Below are 18,574 nucleotides of genomic sequence, written 5' to 3'. Positions count from 1 at the left end.
GAAGGCCGGCCCCGCCGCGGCGGCCGTCCGTCGGGCGGCAGGATGAGCGGCTCGGACGACGAGCGAGACGCCACTGCCGGCTTCTCTGTGCGAAATCGGCGCCCCTGAACGGCTGGAACGGCCGCTGCACCACGCCCGCGCCGCGACCGCACCCTCGGTGTCTGCACTCCACAACGCCAGGACCTGAGGCAAGATCAAGTGGTCGTTCTGCGTGCCGAGGGGGAGCAAATGATGAGGCGTCTGGTACCGCTGGCCGCGGCAGTGCTGGTGCTCGGGGCGGCCGGCTGCGGAAGCACGCCGGCCACGAACGGCTCCGGGGCGGCCGGCACCGAGGGAGGCAAGGGGCCGTCCGCCGCCGTGAAGCCGCTGACCGCCGACGAGGCCCGCCGCGTGGCGGCGGACGTCGACAAGCGAGCCGGGCAGGAGAGCCAAGACCCGGAGGTGATCAAGGGATACGCCGAAGGGCCGTGGCTCGACCACCTGCTCGCCGCCGCCGAGAACGGCAGGAAGTACGGGACCGGCGCACCACCCGAGCCCACCAACTCACCCGAGGTCGCACCCGGTGTCCATGCCTGGGCGGGCGCCGGTACGGGTGCCGGCGAGCGGTGGATCCTGGCGGCGGGCGAGGTGAGCAGCCACACGGTCGGTGCCTCGCAGAATGCGGCCGAGATGCGCTGGTCACTCCACCACGAGGGCAAGGACGGTACGTGGCGTGCGGCCTTCAGGGCCCACGCGCCGACCGCCGGAGCACTGCCCGCACCTGCAGTCCGGCCCGACGGACAAGCCGTCACCGGCGGTGACACGTCGAAGCTGGCCGCAGACCCGGCAGAGGTCTGCGGCCGCTACTTCGACTACCGGAACAGCAAGGACGGTACGGACGCCTCGGACGCGGGATGGGGCGCCGACATCGACGCGGCGCGTGTGAAGATGGCCGAAGGTCGCAAGCGGCTGCCCGAGCGGCTCGACAACCCCAAGTCCCTCACGACGGAACAGCAGCCCACGCGTACTCCGTACGGGCCCCTGTGGCGCACCGCGGACGGCGGAGCGCTGGTGGCGTGCCTGTCGGTGAACACGGCCACCGTCGACATGGGGCCGGGCCGGTACCAGACGTTCAGCTCCAGCGGTTGGTCCGGGACGACCGGCATCCGCTGGAGCAGGTACACCCAGACCCAGCTGAGCATGACGATGCTCAAGATCCCGGCCGGGCCGGGTGAGGTGTCCGTCGGCGCCGAGGCGTCCTGGCCCTACACGTTCGACGGCACCCGCTACGACGGCGGCTGAGCCGACGCCGCAGCACCCGATCGCGGGGCAGTCCGTACCGGCGGTTCCCCGCCGCTGCCGCCCCGCCGAGACCGCCCGCGGGCCGGGAACTAGCCCATGCCGAGGCCGTCCGCCGACGTCCGGGCATCCGCCGGCGGGCGGTCATCGGCCGCCGTCCGGGCCAGTGCGCTCGGCCACCAGGCGCGCGGGCCGATGTCGATGACCAGCGCGGGAACCAGCAGGGACCGTACGACGAGGGTGTCCAGCAGGACGCCGAAGGCGACGATGAAGGCGATCTGGACGAGGAACGCCAGCGGAATCACCATCAGCGCGGCGAACGTCGCCGCGAGCACCACGCCCGCGGAGGTGATCACCCCGCCCGTGGTGACCAGGCCCCGCAGCACGCCCCGGCGGGTGCCGAGTGCCAGGGTCTCCTCGCGGACGCGTGACATGAGGAAGATGTTGTAGTCGACGCCGAGGGCGACCAGGAACACGAACCCGTACAGCGGTACGGAGGCGTCCGTGCCGCTGAAGCCCAGCAGGTGCTCGAAGACCAGCGCGGACACGCCCAGCGTCGCCAGGAAGTTGAGGGCGACGGTCGCCACCAGCAGGACCGGTACGACCACGGACCGCAGCAGTGCAACGAGGATCAGCAGGATGATGCCGAGGACGACCGGCACGATCACCGTGCGGTCGCGGGCCGCGGTCTGCTGGGTGTCGAACCGCTGCGCCGTGTACCCGCCGACCAGCGCCTCGGCGCCGGGAACCGCATGGACCCGCTCCCGCAGCCGCTGGAGCGTCTCCTTCGCGGGGTCGCTGTCGGCGGCCGCGTCGAGCGTGGCGTCCAGCCGCACCCTCCCGTCCACCACCAGCGGCGTCCCCGCGCCGGGCCGGCCGCCCGTGGTGACGGGGACGACCGAGGCGACGCCGTCCGTGCCCTCGGCGGCGGCCCGTACCTCCGCAATCTGCCGGGCGTCCGCGATGATCACGGCCGGGTTGCCGGAACCGCCGGGGAAGTGCTGGGCGAGGGTCTGCTGCGCGCCGACCGAAGGGGCGTCGTTGACGAAGATCTCGTCGAGCGGCACGCCCTTCGACGACAGCCCGGGCGCGAAGGCGGCCAGGACCACGAGCAGCAGGGCCGAGGAGGCCCATACGCGCCGCGGTGACCGGTCGATGAGTCCGGCGACGCGCCGCCACACCCGGTGGCCGTCGACCGTGGCGTCGGCGGGCTTGGGGGTGGCGGGCCAGTAGGCGGCCCGGCCGAGCAGGGCGAGCACGGCCGGCAGGAAGGTCAGGGCGCTGAGCGCCGCGCAGACGATGCCGATCGCTCCGACCGGCCCGAGGGCCCGGTTGTTGGTCAGGTCGCTCGCGAGCAGCGCCAGCAGGCCGAGGGCCACGGTCGCCGCGCTGGCGGTGACGGCTCCCGCGGAACGGCGTACGGCGGCCAGTGCTGCCGCCGCGCGGTCGCCGCGTACGGCCAGCTCTTCCCGGAAGCGTGCCGCGATGAGCAGGGCGTAGTCGGTCGCGGCGCCGATGACCAGGATCGACAGGATCCCCTGTACCTGGCCGTCCACGCGGACCGCGCCCTTGTCGGCCAGCACGTAGACCACGGCGCAGGCGAGCCCCAGGGCCAGCACCGCACTGAAGATGATCACCAGGGGCAGCAGCACACTGCGGTACACGAGCAGCAGGATCAGCAGCACCGCCCCGAGCGCGACCCCCAGCAGCAGCCCGTCGATACCGGAGAACGCGTCGAGGAGGTCGGCCTGGGCGGCGGCGGGACCGGCGATCTGCACGGTGGCGCCGGGCACCTGCTGTGCCGTTCGGCGTACGTCGTCCAGGACCGCAGGGAGCCCCTTCCCGAGATCGGGGGCGAGGGGCACGACGGCCTGCATGGCCAGGCCGTCGGCCGAGACGAAGGCGGGCGAGGGCGCGGCGGCGATACCGGTCCGGCCGGCGAGGCTGCCGACCGCCCGGGTGGCCGTCTCCTGCTGGGCGGCGGTCACCGGGCCCCCGTCCGCGGTCCACACGAGGACGGCCGGAACGGACGCCGAGGTCTGGAAGGCCTTCTGGGCGTCGACGACCTGAGTCGACTCGGCGCTGCGCGGCAGGAAGGCCGCCTGGTCATTGGTGGCGACCTCGCCCAGCCTGCCGGCGTAGGGGCCGAGTGTTCCGCCGATCCCCAGCCAGACGAGCAGGAGCACGAGCGGTACGGCCCAGAAGGCCCAGCGCGGTGTCTTCTTCAATGTGGATCCTTGAGACGGAAGATTAAGTCAACGACAAAGAATGTCATTCATCGAGAGATCTTATGCTGATGTCATGCATGCGACCGAGAGCTCTGCACCCGTACTTCCGTCCGACGACCCGATCGGGTTGCAGTCGTTCGCCGTGCTTCTGCGCCGGATGAACGCGGAGTTCAACCGGATCTCGCAGGAGTTCGCCCATGAGCAGGGGCTGCACCTCACCGATGTGCAGGCGCTGATCGCGGTCCTGGACGCGGACAGCGACGAAGAGGGCGGCCCGATGACGCCCGGCCGGCTGCGCAAGCGGATGAACCTCACCTCGGGCGCGATGACGGCGTGCCTGGACCGGCTGGAGAGGGCCGGCCACATCCGCCGCGTCCGCGCGGCCGACGACCGCCGCGTGGTCCACCTGCACTACGAGGAGCGGGCCAAGCAGGTGGCGCGCGCCTACTTCCGCCCGCTGGCCCACAGCACGGACACCGCCCTCGCCCGATTCACCCCGGACGAACTGCGCGTGGCGGCCCGCTTCCTCTCCGAGATGAACCACGAACTGACCCTCATCGGCAGATGAGGGGGCCACCCCACCCACGTTTGGTGGCGGCGGCGCGTTGCGCCACGCCCGTCGCCGCGCATCCGGCGAAGGGAATGCAAGGGCGGGAGCCTTTGGCGGGGTGTCCGGACGCCCGGGTGCAACCCCTCGGGAGTCGAACCAGGCTGTGCAGCGCCTCTCCGGCGCCGCCCGCCGGGACGCGCGCATCCGGCTCATCGGTGCCACGTGAGAGCTGAAGCCGGCCGTGATTGCCTGGCGGACGCCTCGGGACGAGATGACCGTCAGCTCCGGAAGGGTGACGGACACATCGATGATCTGCGCGATCGCTTCCATGCTCCAGGGGCCGGTGACCGCGATCCACACCATCTGTGGGATCGAGCGTCACACGGCCAGCCAGGCATGAGCTCGTAAGGGCGTTGCAGAAAGTCCGTCCGGCAGGGAGTTCGGCGTCCTGGAGGCGGCGCAGTTGCGCGACGATACCTGCTTCTTGAGCGCCGAGGAGCTCCTGCCGGACGGTGGACGTGTGCGGGACGAGGACGCCGGCCCGGGCACCAGGGCCGATACCGCCGGCGGGCCGTGCCGCATGCCCGGCGGTTTCCCGGCCGTCACGACGACGGCCGGGGTCGGGTGCGGCATCGCCGAGGGCGTCAGGCCAGGACCACCGGAAGGTCGAACAGGTCGTTCTGGGTGACCACGGGCTTGTTGCGGAGCTCCTCGCGGGAGACCGCGAGGCGCAGTCCCGGGAAGCGTGCGTACAGCGCCGGCAGGGCCACGCCCGCTTCCAGCCGCGACAGGGCCGCGCCCGGACAGACGTGCGGGCCGTGGCCGAAGGAGATGTGCCGGTTCGGGGTCCGGGTGACGTCGAACGCGTCGGCGTTCTCGCCGAACTGCTCCTCGTCCCGGCCGATCGCGCCGAAGGACACGATCAGGCCCTCGCCCTTGGGCAGCACCCGGTCCCCGACCTCGATGTCCTCGGTGGCGAACCGGATCAGCACGTGCGAGGTGGGGGTCGACCAGCGCAGCGTCTCCTCGATGACGTTCTCCCACGGCACCTCGCCCTTGAGTACCAGGGCCCGCTGCTCGGGGTGGGTCTCCAGGGCGACCACCGCGTTGACGATCAGGCTGATGGTGGTCTCGTGACCGGCCGCGACCATCAGCTGGAGGGTGTTCTGGATCTCCTCGGCGGTGAGCCGGTCGCCGTTCTCCGCGGCCGCCAGCAGTGCGCTGGTCAGGTCGTCGCCGGGCTCGGCGCGCCGCTGCTCGATGATGCGGCCGAACAGGACGCCGAGGTCGCCCAGTACCTGCAGGACCTCGTGGGGCGGCGTCTGCGTGGAGAAGAACTTGTCGAACAGGGCCTTCATCTGCGGCAGGTCGGCCGAGTCGACGCCCATCAGCCCGGCGATCACGTTCATCGGCAGCGGGTACGCGAACTCCGCCTTCAGGTCGACCGTCCCGCCCGCCGGGAGCTCGGCCAGGCGGTCCAGCATCCCCTCCGTCAGCGCCTCGATGTCCGACCGAAGCCGCTCCACCCGACGGGCGGTCAGCGCCTGCGCGACCAGGGTGCGCAGGCGGCGGTGGTCCTCGCCGTCGACGGTCAGCATGGACCGGCCCGGGTTGGCCAGGCCGATCAGCGGCCAGTCCAGGGGTATCTCCCCGCGCTGCCAGGCGCCCCAGACATTGATGTCCTTGACCAGCCGGGGGTCGGTCAGCAGCTTGCGGGCCTCGGCCTGCCGGGTGACGGCGTAGCAGGCGACACCGCCGGGCAGCACCACGCGGGCGAGCGGGCCGGCGGTGCGCAGCCGGGCGCTCTCACCGTCGAGGTCGGTGACGAACGGGTCGAGCACGATCGGGGCGTCGGCAGCGGCCCCGCCGTCGGCGGCGGTGTGGTCGAAGGGGCACGTCATCGGATGGCTCCAAGGGCGGGTGTCGGGGTGTAGGTCACGGGGAGGGCGGTGAGACCGCGCAGCCACGGAGACGGGCGACGGGCGAGGTCCTGCGCGGGCACCGCGAGGTCCATGTCGGGCAGCCGGTCGAGGAGGACCTCGATACCGGTGCGGGCGATGGTCTCGGCGATCTCCTGGGCCGGGAAGGGGCAGCGGTGCTCGCCGTGGCCGAAGGAGAAGAAGGCGTTGTTGCCGCCGGTGAGGGCGCCGCCCTCGGCCCGGACGTGCGGGTCGGCATTGGCGGCGGCCAGGCCCAGCAGCACCAGGTCCCCGGCGGCGATGCCGCGCCCGCCGAGCCGGGTGTCGCGGGAGGCCCAGCGGCCGGCCACGTTCTGGGTCGGGGTGTCCTCCCACAGCACCTCGTTCATGGCCTCGGCGACGCTGTGCCGGCCGCCCGCCAGGGAGGCCGCGAACCGGTCGTCGGTGAGCATCAGCCGCAGCGAGTTGCCGATCCAGTCGGCGGTGGGCTGGTGGCCCGCGGCCAGCATCACCATCAGGTCCTGGGCGACCTCGACGGGGGTGAAGCCCGACCGGTTGGCGAGCATCCGGGACACCACGTCGTCACCGGGAGCCGCCGACTTGGCGGCGAGCAGCGCGCCCATGGCGGCGCTGATGTGGGCCTGCCCCTCCAGGGCCCGCTCCTGGCCGTTGATCATGTCGTTCATGGCGGTGACCAGGCCGGGGCCCTGCTCGTCGGGGAAGCCGAAGATGCTGGCGAGCACGCGCAGCGGCAGGAGCATCGCGTACTCGGCGACGATGTCGCAGGAGCCCTTGCCGCACAGCCCGTCGATGAGCTCGTCGGCGAAGCGCTCGGTACGGGCCTTGAGGCCGAAGGGGTCCATGGCCTCCAGCGCGCCGGAGACCACCGCGGCGCGCTGCCCGTGGCGTTCGCCGACGGTGTAGAGGATCGACGGCTGGTCGCGGCCGATCATGGGCAGCAGCGGCCAGTCGGCGGGGATGTTGTCCCACTGGTTCCAGAGTCCGGAGTCGCGGGAGAAGAGCGCCGGGTCGCTGGTCACCTGGTGCAGCTCCCGGTAGCCGAGGACCAGCCAGGCCGGTATCCCGCCGTCGAGGACGACGGGGGCGACCGGGCCGTGGTCGCGGCGCATCTGCCGGTACAGGTCCTGGGGGTCGGTCTGGAACCGGGGGCCGCTCAGCGGAACGGGCTGCGGCTCGGGGGTGGTCACTGGGCGGGCTCCGGGGTCTTCTGCTGGGTCGGCTGCGGGGGTCGGGCGGCGACGGTCCGCAGGTGTTCGACGAGGGAGATCAGGACCTGCTTGCTGGACTCCCTGGAGCGGGCGTCGCAGAACACCAGCGGTACGTCCTCGGCGAGGTCGAGGGCCTCGCGGACCTCCGCCGGGGTGTGCGCCGGGCCGCCGAAGTCGTTGCAGGCGACCAGGAAGGGCGTGCCGTGGTGCTCCAGGCGGTCGATGGCGTACCAGGAGTCGGCGAGCCGGCGGGTGTCGACGAGGACCACGGCGCCGAGGGTGCCGGCGAACAGCCGGTCCCACAGGAACCAGAACCGCTCCTGGCCGGGTGCTCCGAACAGGTAGAGGACGTTGTGCGCGTCGAGGGAGATCCGGCCGAAGTCGAAGGCGACGGTGGTGGTGGACTTCCCGGCGATGCCCTCGGTCCGGTCGACGGCCTGCCCGGCCTGGGTCATGGTCTCCTCGGTGTTCAGCGGGCGGATCTCGCTGACCGAGCGGACCATGGTGGTCTTGCCGACTCCGAACCCACCCACGATCACGATCTTCAGACCGTTGTCGGCGGTGCTCTGCAGGGTCCGGCGCTGTACGGGCTGTTCAGAGGTTGCGGAGTCCAACGAGCACCTGCTCCAGGATGTCGGGGTCGAGAAGGCTGTGGGCGGTGGCACGCGGGTGCCGGGCACTGATCCGCCCGGTGTCGTGCAGGTCGGCGAGCAGGATCCGGACGATGGACACGGGCAGGCCGAGCTCCGCGGCGACCTCCACGACGGCCGTCGGGAAACGGCACAGGCGCAGGATCGCGGCGTGCTCGGACTGCATGCCGGGCACCGGATCGCACTCGGCGAGCACCAGGGTGACCAGGTCGAACGCGTCCGAGCCGCAGCTGCTGCGGCCACCGGTGAGGGTGTAGAGCCGGTCCGGGGAGTCGTCCCGGCCCGGCCTGCCGCGGCTCATCCCCGGGGCCTCGCGACCAGGTGCTCGCCCAACTGCTCCACCAGCTCGGCCATGTTGTGGCCGACCAGTCCGGCGTCGGCCTCCTCGTCGGCGATGAGCGCGACGTGGGCGCCCTCACCGGCCTCCACGATGAACAGGATGCCGCCGTAGAACTCGGCCATCGCGGAGCGGACGCCGCCGGTGCCGTCGCCGAACTCGATCGAGGCGCCGTGCGAGAGGCTCTGGATGCCCGCGGCGATCGCGGCGAGCTGGTCGGCCTGGTCGACCGACAGCCCCGAGGTCCGGCACAGCTTGAGCCCGTCCCGGGACAGGACCAGGGCGTGCCGGGCGCCGGGGGTGCGCTCCAGGAGGTTCTCCAGGAGCCAGCTGAGCGTCTCGTCGGTGGTGGTGCCGGTCATCGGGGATTGCCTTCCGGGTGGGGAGAGTTCGGGGACGCGGACTCGCGCGGGGGTACGGTCGGCTCGGAGGCGGGTTCGCCGGGGGCGGGCGCTTCGGAGCCGGGCGCTTCGGGGCCGGGCGCTTCGGGGCCGGGCACGACGGGGCCCGTCTGGCCGGTGCCCCGGACCGCCTGGCGGAAGCTGCCGAAGCGGGCCACGGATCCGGCGGCCGCGCCGGACCTCGGGGTCTCCGTGCGGGCCCGCGCGGCGGCGGCCTCGGGACCGTCCGGGTGGGCCGCGGCCATGGTGCTGCCCCGCTTGCGCCGGGGCAGGGCTCCGTCGGCGGGAAGGGCCGCTTCGCCGGGCAGGCCGTTGCCCGCGCCGGGCCCGTCGTGGACGGCCTCCGGCTCGCCGCCGGAGTCGGGGGCCGTCCGGGCAGCCGGGACGCGGGCGGGGGCGCGGTCGAGGAGACGGTCGCTCGTACGGGAGGGCAGCTGCCCGGGGGCCTCACCCGGCGCCGGGACCGCGCGGGCGGGCGCGGGCGGCAGGGCCACCGTGGGCGCGGCCGGCGTCACGGCCGGGGTACGGCTGATCAGGTCCTGCGGGATCAGCATCAGCGCGCCGGTCCCGCCGCGGGCGGAGGGCCGGAAGGACACCGTCAGGCCGTACTTGCGCGCCAGACGGCCCACCACGGCCAGGCCGAGCCTGGTCCCGGACAGGCCGGCCAGGTCCTGCGGGTCCGAGCCGACGGCGGCCTCCGCACGGCGCAGTTGCACGTCGCTCATCACCAGACCGCTGTCCTCCACGGTGATGATGACTCCGGCCGGGACCTCCTCCACGTACACGTGGACCTCGGCGGTCGGCGGGGAGAAGTTCGCCGCGTTGTCCATGAGTTCGGCCAGCGCGTGCATCACGCCCTCGGCGGCGTGCCCCGCGACGGCGGCCTCGCTCGTGGAGTGCAGCCGCACCCGCTGGTAGCCGCCGATCCGGCCCATCGCCCCGCGCAGCACCGACTCCATGACGATGGGCCGGGCCCACCGGCGCCCGGAGCGCGCGCCGGACAGCACGGCCACGGAGTCGGCCAGCCGGCCGGCCTGGGCGGTGCGGTGGTCCAGGTGCAGCAGGTCCGCGAGGACGTCCTCGTCGGCGTGCCGGTGTTCCATGTCGCGCAGGTCGGCGAGCATGCTCGTGGCCAGCGCCTGCATACGACCGGCTGCATTCGCCGCCGCCGCGAGGGCGGCTGCCCGGCCCGACTCGGCGCGGCGCAGGTCGGCCTCCAGCCGGGCCGTGCCGGCCTCGCCGGAGCGGACCAGCTCGGCGGTCCGCTCCGCGTGCTCCCGCGTCAGCCGCTCGACCGCATCGGCACGGGCGGCCTCCAGCGCGGCGGTCTCGGCCGCGTGCTGCTGCTGCCGGGCAGCGGCCTCACGGCCCGCCTCGTGGGTGACGTGGGCGAGGTACGCGTCGCGGGACGCGAGCTCGCGTGCCAGTGCCTCGGCCCGCGACCGGTGCTTGCGCGCGGTGCGGCTGTACCAGGAGACCGCGAACGCGGAGGCGGCCAGCAGGAGCACGCCGAAGCCGGCGAACCAGCCGAGGGGCGCCTGGACTCCGGAGGGCGCCGCGGCCACCGCCGCCGTGGCGAGCGTGCCGCCGCCGACTGCCGTCAGCAGCAGGGCGATCGCGGAAGGGCGGAAGGGGGTGGACGACGCCGACATCAACCAGACTCTCAGTACGGGCCTAAAAGGAAGGGCACGTTCCAGCCGTTAACGAGAGGTCACTATAAGTGAGTTGTCGATCAATTAGGAATACTGTTGATCGAATAGATGCCCACAGATGGCAGAACGGGCCGCCCGCCCCGCCCGCAACCCCACCGTGCGCGTCCCGTCGAGAAGCGGATCCGGCGGCGGCCGGGGCACATCATCGCCGCCCCCGAAGTGCCTGCACGGGCTGTGACGCACCCAGCTACCGGGCGCGGGCAGACTACGCACATGCAGCTCCCCGCCGAAGCCGTAACCACCACCGCGTTGCTGGAGGTCGTAAGGATCTCCGCACTCCCGACGAGGCAGGGCGACCCGTATCCCGGAAGGGCGGGCGCCCAGTGGATCGGGAGCGAGGCAGCCGGCGCCCTGGCCTTGATCGAGAGCCTGCCCGGCAGCGAGCAGCACCGCTGCGGCTTCTCGCCGGGCTGGAGCGTCCGGGCGTACGCAGACACGCTCGACCCGGTGCTGTTCGAGGCGGCGTTCTGCTTCAGCTGCCATGAAGTCCGCATGCATGGAACCGCCGTACCACCCGCACAGGCCACGCAGTTCTTCGACGCGGACTCCCCACAGGCGCGCGCCCTTCTGGCCCTCTTCCGCGCGGCAGCCCCGTAGCAGCCGGTCCGGACTTGGGCTGGCCTCTCGCCCCGAGCTACGAAGAGGACCCTTCCTCACGCCCACGGCCGACGGCGGCGGTTCTCCCACCGGACGAGACTGCTGCGCCCTGGGCCTGGAACCGCTGCGCGGCCCAGGGATCCACCGGCCTGGTACCGAACAGGCTGCGCAGCCGTGCGGATACGGCGGGTCTCAGGGCAGGCGGGCCCGCACCACATCGTGTGCGCCGACTCCAGCAGCTGCGTGCGGCGGGCGAAGCTCCCGCCCCAGGCCTGGCAGCCTGTCCCGCCGACGTTCCCCACCTCTGAGCAATGTGATCGTTTCGCGTCATGGCCAGGACCTACCCGTTCACCGCGCGACTTCCTTCTCGCGCAGCGTGGGCGTGGGGCGGTCACACCCAGTCGTCGGGGCCGGGGTCGCCGCCCTCTGCCCAGATCACCAGGCGTCGGAGGTAGTGGGTCCAGCCCTCGGCGTGGGCGGAGCAGGCGTCGGGGGAGGGGAGGCCGCTGTGCGTCAGCCGCAGCAGGGTGCCGTTCTCGACGGGTTCGAGGGTGATGTCCACCGTGCTGGAGCCGGGAGGTACGGCTGGATCGCCCTGGACCCAGCCCCAGGTGAATACGATCCGCACGGGCGGGTCGATCTCGATGAACCGCCCCGCGGCGACGTCGTCGCCGCGGACATTCGTCCGGTAGGCGCCACCGGGCTCGAAGCTGAACTCGCCGTTCTTGCCCATCCACGCGAGCCACTTGTCGTCTTCGGTGAGGAAGGAGAACACCGTCCGGGGGCGCGCGGCGATGTGCCGTTCGAGCGCGACCACGTCCGCATTCGGGTTCACCGTGTGGTCCTTTCCGACTGGCGCCTCATGCCGTCTGGGCGCAGCGTAGCCAGGCCACGGCTCCGCAGTACCTCCGCCACACCGGCTGCGCAGGCGCCGCCCACGTGCTTCGGGCCAACCTCCCCGGTTTCCATGCCTGGATGGATGGACTTGGCGTGCACCACGGCCGACGCTGTCGTCGGCGCCGCGCTGACCCACTACCTCTCCAGGAACCAGGAGCGTCGGCAGTTGCGGGCAGCGGTCATGGAACAGCTCCTCCGCGTCGCAGCGGTGCGCGACAGCGTCTGCGACGTCGTGCCGGGCTTGAGGGGGAGCCGTCGAGGCATTCGGCGGCGGCGCGACTCCTCGGTCCGACGCGTTTCGGGATCTCGGTGGTCCTGGCGGACGGCCGTGACACCGAGCAGCGTACTGGGAGCGGTGGGTGAGGAACGCTGTCGCGCCGAGGGCGCTGAGGACGACGAAGACGAGCCCGTGCATCCGGTCGCTTCCACGTGGCTGGTTCAACGGGGCATCCGCCCCGCGCACTTGCGGACTCGCAGGCACCGCCCGGCCCGCCTACCATCCCGCACATGCCGATCACTTCTCACATACCCGTTCTCCACGCCGGCAGGGAAACCGTCGTGCTCGTGGAGAACGATGCGCTGCTCGTGCGCCGTCCGCACGAGCAGACGCACATCCCGCTGGAGGCCATCAGCGGTGTACGCGCCGAAGGGCAGTCCGTCACGATCGAGCTGACGGCCGCGCCGACCACGGAGAAGACGCACGTCCACCAGGTCTGGGACGTGGTGGACGCTGCCGCCGCGGTCGCGTTCGCCGACGCCGTGAACGCGGCCCTGCCAGAGCGGACCGAGGAGACGGAAGCGATCGACGGCGCTGACCTCGTCTGGGGCGAGCGCCTTTACCAGCCGAGCTACCGGAACTGGCTTCGCGGGATGAAGCGCGGCGCGCTCGTCGCGACCCTGGTGGCCGTCGGCTCGTCCGTGCTCGTGGGCTTCACGGGTACCCCGGCCGCCCTGGTCTTCGTCATCCCGTTCAGCTTCTTCGGGATACTGGTCCTCGCGTTCGGCGCGTTCCTCGCGTACGCACCGGTCGAGGAGTGGTACCTGCGGAAACACGGCGTCCGGACAGTCGCCATCCGGCTCCAGGACCGGCCCGGCCGGTACGCGTACACGGATCCCGCCGGCCTGGTCCGCACCGTGCGGCATTCCATCCCGACCTGGAGCATCGAGGCGGCGTACGATCCACGCGACCCCGGCCGCGTACTTCCGCTGCGGTCGCGGGGACGTCGGATCCGGGAAGCCATCCTGGTCGTCCTCATCCTCGGTATCGGCCTCCTCTTCGCCGGCGGGGCCGTCGTGGCGGTGGTCGGCGCCTTCCTCGGCAGGTTCGACTACCTGACCAACACGTAGGATCCGTCCGCGGAACCGAAGCAACCTCACTTTGGAAATGAAGTTCAGGGATGCACATCCTGGAGGATCCATCCGATCTCTCGGCGCGCGCACAAGACTTCCTGCGCCGCTCGGCACGGCGTGAGCCTCCCGCTCGGTTCGGGCTGCCGATCGAGCTCTGGCAAGTGCGCGACCGCGCGGGCAAACTCGTCCCCGCTCCCATGGAGCTCGTCATCCGGTGCGAGGGATTCGCGATGAAGTTCGGAGGCCTGCGCTACGAGGTACGCCGTAGCTGGGTGGTGAACGGGGAGCGGTACGAGACTGCCCGCGGATGGGAGTACGACCACCTCGGTCTGCAGACGGCAGCGTGGCAGGACCCGGGAAGAGGGGGCTGGTACTTCGAATGGACCGGCGAGCGTGTGTCCAAGCCGTGCCGGGACTTGCTCCACACCGACGGCAGCGCGGGCACCGACATCGACGGTGGCAGTCCCTACCTCCCCATCGCCCCGTCGCTCCAGCATCTGATCGAATCACATGCCCTCACCGACACCATCGCGACGTGGAAGCCATGGCCCATGGACAGCCTCGTCTCCTCGGCCGTCGAACTCCTCGACGGCCTGGTGGAGGTGCCCGAAGCCTCATGGAGTTCCTCGCGGTGGCGGCTGTCGGACACCGTCGCAGTCATGGACTACGACAGCTGGGACCACGAGAATCCGAGCCGCCGGACGCTGGTCTGGTCTCGCGAAGAGGCCGGTCACCGTCAAGTGCAGGCAGCCCTGGACGGATGGCCCACCACGATCAGAGCGACGCCATGACCCTCGGTGGCACGACCTCGTAGAGGCGCCGGTCCCGGATCAGGCCCACAGGACATTCACCCTGCCGCGGTGATCTCCCGTACCGGTGCCGTACGCCTGGGGCCGGCCGCCCTGCGGCCCGCGGTGGACTCCCCAGCAGCCACCGGGAGCGGCCCGGCCCGCCCCGCCACCCGGCTCGGCCCTACCTCACCATTCGGGGCGGCGACGCAGTCGTGACCTTGTGACCTGCCCCCTGCGAAGCCTGCCCACGTCATTGCGGCTCGCCCCCCGGGGGGATAGCTCCGTTCGAAGTCTCGGCGTAGGGCCAATCTGCTGATAGCGCCACAAGACACTCAAGAAGTGCCCGGGATTGATCCCCAAACGGGTCGGAAGTCGATCACGCTGTCGGTCCTAATCGTTCCTTCGTTTCTGGTTGGCAAGGAGTAGGTGGATGAACGGAAGACGCGAAGCGCGTCTCGGTCCACTCCCTCGACGGCAGAAGTGGCTGAGCGCCGGAGCCGCTGCCGCACTCGCCCTCGTGTGCGTGGGTATGGCGGGGTCGGCGGCGGTTGCAGCTCAGCCTGCGAGCAAGTACGGAAAGACCACCGAGTTCCTGGGCGGCGGTGACTGCAAACCCGGGCCGAAGCCCCCGCGGCCCCACGAGAAGCCCCGAGGCGCTGTGCCCCGCGGGGATCAGGACCGGTGTCCCGAAGGCACGGGGCCCACGGGGCCCACCGGGCCGGCGGGGCCGACGGGCCCACCGGGGTCGACCGGTTCGATCGGCGCCACGGGCCCCAGGGGCCCTGCGGGTGAGCCAGGTCCGACTGGCCCCTCCGGTGTGGTGGGACCCGCGGGCGCCACGGGTCCTGTCGGGCCGTCGGGGCACGTCGGCCCGACAGGACCAACGGGTGGAACAGGCGCGACGGGCCCTCGCGGTGACACCGGCTCCGTCGGCCCGGCGGGCCCCACCGGAGCAACAGGCGTGCCCGGCCCTACCGGCCCGACGGGTCCTGGTGGAGCCACGGGTCCCGTCGGCCCCACAGGCGCGACCGGCTCTTCCGGTCCTGCCGGGGAGATCGGCCCTACAGGAGCGACCGGAGCCACGGGTCCGGCAGGCCCCGCCGGCCCCACGGGCCCCGCCGGCCCCACAGGCCCCGCCGGCCCCACGGGCCCCACTGGCCCTTCCGGCGTAACTGGTGACACTGGAGCCACCGGCGCGACGGGCGCGACTGGCGATGCGGGAGCAACCGGAGCCACTGGAGCAACGGGCAGCACTGGACCCACCGGGGCAACGGGAGCGACTGGGGCGACCGGCGATACGGGGGCCACTGGCGCGACCGGCAACACCGGAGCGACTGGCGCGACCGGCAGTACTGGAGCCGCCGGGGCCACCGGGGCGACGGGAGCCACTGGCAGCACGGGAGCGACCGGAGCCACTGGCGACACTGGGGCAACCGGCGATACGGGAGCGACCGGAGCCACCGGCAGCACCGGAGCGACTGGGGCGACCGGCGATACGGGGGCCACTGGTGCGACCGGCAGCACGGGGGCGACCGGGGCGACCGGGGCGACGGGAGCCACTGGCAGCACCGGGCCAACCGGAGCCACTGGCAACACTGGACCCACTGGCGCAACGGGAGCGACTGGGGCGACCGGCGACACGGGGGCCACTGGCGCGACCGGCAGCACCGGAGCGACCGGCAGCACCGGAGCAACCGGGGCGACTGGAGCAACCGGTAACACGGGAAACACTGGAGCGACTGGCGCCACTGGAGCAACCGGGGCAACCGGGCCCAGCGGATTGGCGACGATCACCGAGGTGCTCGGGCCTGTTGTAACAGTCGGCGACAACGGCGGGACCAACACCAGTACCGCTGTGTGCCCCGGGACGCAACGGGCAGTGTCCGGCGGGCATAGCGCCAACTCGTCATTGATCTTCCCCTATGCAAGCGGCCGGACCGGAACCAGTAGCTGGACGGTCTCATTCCGGAACACCTCGTCCAACGTGGAGGGGACCGCTCGGGCCATCGTCTACTGCGTGCCCTGACGCACCACACCCAGCACCCTCCAGCCGTTGCCTGCTCACCCTGCGCCCGCGGGGCGAGCAGGCAACGGCTGGAGGGCGACGGCCAGGCCGGATCGGAAGGACGCTGAACCGGACAGTGGTACCGGCGACGAGGCTCGGCCGGCTTTCCCCGAGCCAGGCCGCGCCGTCCGCGGGGCCGCCGCACGAGCAGCACGCAGACCGCCGCCACCGCTGAGGCCGTCACGCTCGCCGACAACGCCGCGCACCTGATCGGGGTCCTCGAAAGGGCCAAGCGGAACGGGCCGGTGATCCTCGTCTCCCACAGCCGCGGCGGCATCACGGCCACCGCGGCGGCCAACGCGCGACCGGACCTGATCGACCGCATCGTCTACGTCTCGGCCTGGTGCCCCGTCGACCTCGACCTCGACCTCGACCTCGACGTCGACGACTACTACGCCGAGCCGGAGATGGCCACGGTCGACACTGCTTCCCTGGGCCTGGCGCTGGTCGGCGACCCGGCCGGACTCGGTCTCCTGCGGGTCAACTTCCGCACCGCGAATCCCGAAGCCCTCGCCGCCTTCAAGGCGGCCTTCCTCGCCGACGGCACCGACGAGGAGTTCCTGACCTTCCTCAACACCTTCCAGCCCGACGAGAACCTGGACGTCGGTACCTCCGCCGACCGGGTCCAGGCCGAGACCTGGGGCCGGATACCGAAGACCTACGTCCGCCTGGCCGACGACACGAGCCTGCCGCTCGCCATGCAGGACCGGCTGATCCGCGAAGGTGACGCGCTGAACCCGGACAACCCGGACAACCCGGACAACCCGTACGACGTCCGCACCCTTGCGGGCAGCCACCTGAAGTGGCTGGTGGCCCCGGCGGCAGCGGCCCGGGCCTTGGGTGAACTCGCGGCACTGGCGGGATAGCCGGGGTGCCTCGGCGCCGGATGGGTCCGCCGGGTGCGCGGCTGGTGTAGGCGCTCGCCGCTCGTGACATGTCGATCCTGCGTGACCTGGGCGCTCTGGGCCGTCTTACGGCCTCGTCACCCGTGATCGGTTCCAAATCCGCGGCGCTTCCTCGCGAGGGTGAGGGCCGGAGTCAGACGCCTTGCCCGTGTCGGCCCAGTGCACCACGCTGGCCCCGAGCGCGAGGAGTACCGTCGAGCCCAGATCGCGCACCGATGAGATTCCCGAGCCGCGCTGGTCTGTCCGCCGGACACCTACGTACGGAAGGCTGGGCCATGCGGAAGCTGATCTACGGCATGAACCTGACCCTGGACGGCTACATCGCCGCGGCCGGCGACGACATCGGCTGGGGCGGACCGCCGAGTGACGAGCTGTTCCAGTGCTGGCTCGAGCACGAGCAGGCGAGTGGCCTGTCGCTGTACGGGCGCAAGCTGTGGGAGACGATGAGCTCCTACTGGCCGACCGGCGACCAGCAGCCCGGCGCCACGCCGGCGGAGATCGAGTTCGCGCGGAACTGGCGGGACACGCCGAAGGTGGTGTTCTCCTCGACGATCGACAAGGTCGACTGGAACGCCCGCCTGGTCACCGGCGACGCGATCGCAGAGATCACCCGCCTCAAAGCCGAGGACGGCGGGCCGATGAACATCGGCGGCGCAACCCTCGCCGGGGCGGCCATGCGCGCCGGGCTGATCGACGAGTACGTCATCGCCACCCATCCGGTCCTGGTGGGCGGCGGCACGCCGTTCTTCGCCGCACTGGACAGCTGGGTGAACCTGAACCTGATGGAGACGCGTACGTTTCCCGGGGGCGTGGTCCTGACCAGGTACGAGACGAGGCGCTGAACAGCGTCCCGCTGTCTCAGCGTCGTGTCTGACCTGCCGTGAATCACGGGGAGGGCGAGGAGCACATCCGTGACCCTGAACCGGTTCGTCCGCCATGGGTACGACACGGGGCGCATGGCATCGTCGGCTGTCGGCGGCGAGTTCTGGCTCGCGTTCTACACGAGCCACGCAGCAGCCGAAGCCCGGGAGAGCGGGCTCCCTGAGCTACGGACAGCCGCGGAGTGAGCGATGGCCGACGGGGCCGGACCGGGATGTCGTCCCCGGACGATGGGCGGCGCTGCCGGCACGCCTCAGAAGTGCCACCATTGGTCGGGCATGGAGGGGTCGCAGGTGTACTGGAAGGCCCTGCTGCCGTTGCCGGTGCCCTGGACGACCAGGCACTTGCCACTGTTGACGTTCTTGAGCATGAAGCCGGCTTCGCTCTTGATCCTCTCCCACTTCTGGTCTGCGTAGCTGTCGTGGCACTCGTACTGGAAGGCACCGCTGCCGTTGCTCGTGCCCTGGACGACCAGGCACTTGAGACTGTTCATGTTGCCCAGCATGTAGACACCGGGTGAGTCGGCCCAGAAGGCCCACTTCTGGTCTTTGTAGCCGAGGCAGCTGTACTGGTAAACGCTGCTGCCGTCGCTGTCGCCTTGGGCGACCAGGCACTTGCCGCTGTTCATGTTCGCCAGCCAGATGGCGTCCGCAGACGCGGGAGCCGCAGTACCGACGACGGCCACCGCCGCCATTCCGGCACCTGCCGCCGCGGTACCGATCATGCGGGCCGTCTTCTTCGCCAGCCGTCTCATGCGCTTCCACATCCTCTGTGCAGTCCGTTCAG

General features: G+C 71.7%; 15 protein-coding genes and 1 pseudogene. 7 read left to right on the top strand and 9 right to left on the bottom strand.

All coding sequences use genetic code 11. From position 1 onward, the window contains the following. Positions 1–228 precede the first annotated feature (228 nt). Positions 229–1,281 carry a hypothetical protein gene (locus tag ACIGFK_RS19355; RefSeq protein WP_400052801.1) on the top strand — a complete coding sequence of 351 codons (1,053 nt, stop codon included), beginning with the start codon at positions 229–231 and terminating at the stop codon, positions 1,279–1,281. An 89-nt stretch (positions 1,282–1,370) separates the two neighbouring features. On the opposite strand, the gene ACIGFK_RS19350 is transcribed toward ACIGFK_RS19355, so the two are convergent. After that, positions 1,371–3,506 (bottom strand): MMPL family transporter, encoded by a 2,136-nt coding sequence (locus ACIGFK_RS19350; protein ID WP_400052800.1) that lies wholly within the window; start codon positions 3,504–3,506, stop codon positions 1,371–1,373. A 73-nt stretch (positions 3,507–3,579) separates the two neighbouring features. Here ACIGFK_RS19350 and ACIGFK_RS19345 point away from each other — a divergent pair, with 73 nt between their 5' ends. Beyond that, positions 3,580–4,074 carry a MarR family winged helix-turn-helix transcriptional regulator gene (locus tag ACIGFK_RS19345; RefSeq protein ID WP_376657298.1) on the top strand — a complete coding sequence of 165 codons (495 nt, stop codon included), beginning with the start codon at positions 3,580–3,582 and terminating at the stop codon, positions 4,072–4,074. A gap of 626 nt (positions 4,075–4,700) precedes the next feature. Here the strand turns inward: ACIGFK_RS19345 and ACIGFK_RS19340 are convergent. Genes ACIGFK_RS19340 through ACIGFK_RS19315 form a run of 6 tightly spaced genes read right to left on the bottom strand, consistent with a single transcriptional unit; the run spans position 4,701 to position 10,244 of the window. Further along, positions 4,701–5,957, bottom strand: coding sequence for a cytochrome P450 (locus ACIGFK_RS19340; RefSeq protein WP_386465820.1), 1,257 nt, complete (start codon positions 5,955–5,957; stop codon positions 4,701–4,703). Then, positions 5,954–7,183 carry a cytochrome P450 gene (locus ACIGFK_RS19335; protein ID WP_376657296.1) on the bottom strand — a complete coding sequence of 410 codons (1,230 nt, stop codon included), beginning with the start codon at positions 7,181–7,183 and terminating at the stop codon, positions 5,954–5,956. The genes ACIGFK_RS19340 and ACIGFK_RS19335 overlap by 4 nt, the downstream gene beginning before the upstream one ends. Beyond that, entirely contained in the window at positions 7,180–7,818 is a 639-nt protein-coding gene (locus ACIGFK_RS19330; RefSeq protein WP_376657295.1) for an ATP/GTP-binding protein, read from the bottom strand. Before ACIGFK_RS19330 ends, ACIGFK_RS19335 begins: the two co-directional genes overlap by 4 nt. After that, positions 7,799–8,155: a DUF742 domain-containing protein gene (locus ACIGFK_RS19325; RefSeq protein WP_376657294.1), complete on the bottom strand. Its 357-nt coding sequence runs from the start codon at positions 8,153–8,155 to the stop codon at positions 7,799–7,801. The genes ACIGFK_RS19330 and ACIGFK_RS19325 overlap by 20 nt, the downstream gene beginning before the upstream one ends. Next, a complete protein-coding gene (locus ACIGFK_RS19320) occupies positions 8,152–8,553 on the bottom strand; it encodes a roadblock/LC7 domain-containing protein (protein WP_376657293.1) in 402 nt (133 codons plus the stop codon). Before ACIGFK_RS19320 ends, ACIGFK_RS19325 begins: the two co-directional genes overlap by 4 nt. Continuing rightward, positions 8,550–10,244 carry an ATP-binding protein gene (locus tag ACIGFK_RS19315; protein WP_400052796.1) on the bottom strand — a complete coding sequence of 565 codons (1,695 nt, stop codon included), beginning with the start codon at positions 10,242–10,244 and terminating at the stop codon, positions 8,550–8,552. Before ACIGFK_RS19315 ends, ACIGFK_RS19320 begins: the two co-directional genes overlap by 4 nt. Before the next feature lie 273 nt (positions 10,245–10,517). Here ACIGFK_RS19315 and ACIGFK_RS19310 point away from each other — a divergent pair, with 273 nt between their 5' ends. Then, complete coding sequence (locus ACIGFK_RS19310) at positions 10,518–10,901, top strand: hypothetical protein (protein WP_400052794.1); 384 nt, start codon at positions 10,518–10,520, stop codon at positions 10,899–10,901. A gap of 391 nt (positions 10,902–11,292) precedes the next feature. Here ACIGFK_RS19310 and ACIGFK_RS19305 read toward each other — a convergent pair whose 3' ends face one another. Then, positions 11,293–11,736, bottom strand: coding sequence for an SRPBCC domain-containing protein (locus ACIGFK_RS19305; protein ID WP_400052792.1), 444 nt, complete (start codon positions 11,734–11,736; stop codon positions 11,293–11,295). A 569-nt stretch (positions 11,737–12,305) separates the two neighbouring features. Here ACIGFK_RS19305 and ACIGFK_RS19300 point away from each other — a divergent pair. From ACIGFK_RS19300 to ACIGFK_RS19285, 4 genes and pseudogenes are all read left to right on the top strand, one after another. Beyond that, on the top strand, positions 12,306–13,145 hold the full coding sequence (locus tag ACIGFK_RS19300; protein WP_376657289.1) for a hypothetical protein: 840 nt from the start codon (positions 12,306–12,308) through the stop codon (positions 13,143–13,145). Positions 13,146–13,195: 50 nt separating this feature from the next. Continuing rightward, positions 13,196–13,939 (top strand): hypothetical protein, encoded by a 744-nt coding sequence (locus tag ACIGFK_RS19295; protein WP_400052789.1) that lies wholly within the window; start codon positions 13,196–13,198, stop codon positions 13,937–13,939. A gap of 2,163 nt (positions 13,940–16,102) precedes the next feature. Continuing rightward, positions 16,103–16,870 (top strand): annotated as a pseudogene (locus ACIGFK_RS19290) (alpha/beta hydrolase); the annotation flags it as partial. A gap of 314 nt (positions 16,871–17,184) precedes the next feature. Further along, positions 17,185–17,751 carry a dihydrofolate reductase family protein gene (locus ACIGFK_RS19285; protein ID WP_386465836.1) on the top strand — a complete coding sequence of 189 codons (567 nt, stop codon included), beginning with the start codon at positions 17,185–17,187 and terminating at the stop codon, positions 17,749–17,751. Between the two features lie 290 nt (positions 17,752–18,041). Here ACIGFK_RS19285 and ACIGFK_RS19280 read toward each other — a convergent pair whose 3' ends face one another. Continuing rightward, positions 18,042–18,542, bottom strand: coding sequence for an RICIN domain-containing protein (locus ACIGFK_RS19280; protein ID WP_386465839.1), 501 nt, complete (start codon positions 18,540–18,542; stop codon positions 18,042–18,044). Between the last annotated feature and the right edge of the window lie 32 nt (positions 18,543–18,574).

Origin of the sequence: Streptomyces sp. NPDC085524, from assembly GCF_044541755.1 — a bacterium.
Classification (GTDB): Bacteria; Actinomycetota; Actinomycetes; order Streptomycetales; family Streptomycetaceae; genus Streptomyces.
This window is presented reverse-complemented; position numbering and strand designations above follow the sequence as displayed.